Origin of the sequence: Mesorhizobium sp. M7A.F.Ca.AU.002.02.1.1, from assembly GCF_003998535.1 — a bacterium.
Lineage (GTDB): Bacteria > Pseudomonadota > Alphaproteobacteria > Rhizobiales > Rhizobiaceae > Mesorhizobium > Mesorhizobium ciceri.
The window spans coordinates 1-1,277 of record NZ_RZPB01001178.1 but is presented as its reverse complement, the minus strand read 5'-3'; the positions used below and the strand labels follow the sequence as shown (position 1 = coordinate 1,277).

General features: G+C 64.4%; 1 protein-coding gene. It reads left to right on the top strand.

The annotated features are described in order from the left end of the window. Positions 1-1,277: M23 family metallopeptidase (locus EN879_RS36250; RefSeq protein ID WP_164774853.1), on the top strand; the 1,277-nt coding region annotated here is incomplete at both ends.

Here is a 1,277-nt window from a genome sequence, read left to right as displayed (position 1 = left end):
AGCCTGAAGACCGTCGATTTTCCGATCGACACGGCTTCCTTCGACGAAAAGAGCGACCTCTCCGCCGACGAGGTGGAAAAAGTGGTGCGCGAGGCCGGCACCGACCTCAGCGACGGCGCCGTGCAGGTCGCTTCGCTCCACTATGTCGATCCGCAGCGATTCGGCGAAGCCTTTGCCGAGAGCATGGCCGGCTCCTACGACGTCAAGATCGTGCCGGAAAACGTCTCGGTGGCGCCGCGAGCCACCGTTGACGACCAGGCGCCGGCTTTCGCCGAGGAAATCATCCCCTTCACCAAGGATCTCGACGTCACCGAGGCTTTTGCTGATTCGGGCTACACAGGGGAAGACGCCACCGGAATGGCCGAAGCCATCGCCAAGTTGCTCAATGCGACGGCGCTCAAGGCTGGAACCGTGCTGCGCGTCGGCCTCGAGGTTCACGGCGATGCCGCCAAGGTCGTGCGCACCAGCGTCTACGACCGGACCCAGCACATCGTCACCATCGCGCTCAACGATCGCGGCCAGTATGTGCCGGCGCAGGAACCGGATCCGAACCCCGAATTGCTGACGGCCTTCGATGATTCGTCGGCGCCGGTGGTGGTGCGCGGCAACCTGCCCAACGTCTATGACGGCATCTACCGCGCCGCCTACTCCTACGGCATGTCCAAGGCGATGACGCAGCGGTTGATCAAGCTGCTGGCGTCCGATGTCGACTTCCAGTCTCGCCTCAGCCCCGCCGACCGCATCGAAGTCCTGTTCTCGCAGCCCGACGGCGACGATCAGACCTCGGACAGCTCCGAGCTTCTCTACGTCTCGGCGACGTTCGGCGGCCAGACCCGCAACTTCTACCGCTTCCAGATGCAGGACGGCGGCACCGACTATTTCGATGAGGACGGTTCGAGCGCCGAGCAGTTCCTGTTGCGCAATCCCCTGCCCGCCGGGAAATTCCGCTCCGGGTTCGGCGCCCGCAGGCATCCGATCCTCGGCTATGTCCGCATGCACACCGGCGTCGACTGGGCAGCACCCATCGGCACGCCGATCATCGCCGCCGGCAACGGCACGGTCGAGAAGGTCGGCTGGGCCGGCGGTTACGGCAAGCAGATCATCATCCGCCACGCCAATGGCTACGAAACCTCATACAATCACCAGAGCGCCTTTGCCAAAGGCATCGAACCGGGCGTGCACGTCCGCCAGGGCCAGACCATCGGCTTCCTCGGCCAAACCGGCCTCGCCACCGGCCCGCATCTTCACTACGAGCTGATCGTCAACGGCACCAAGGT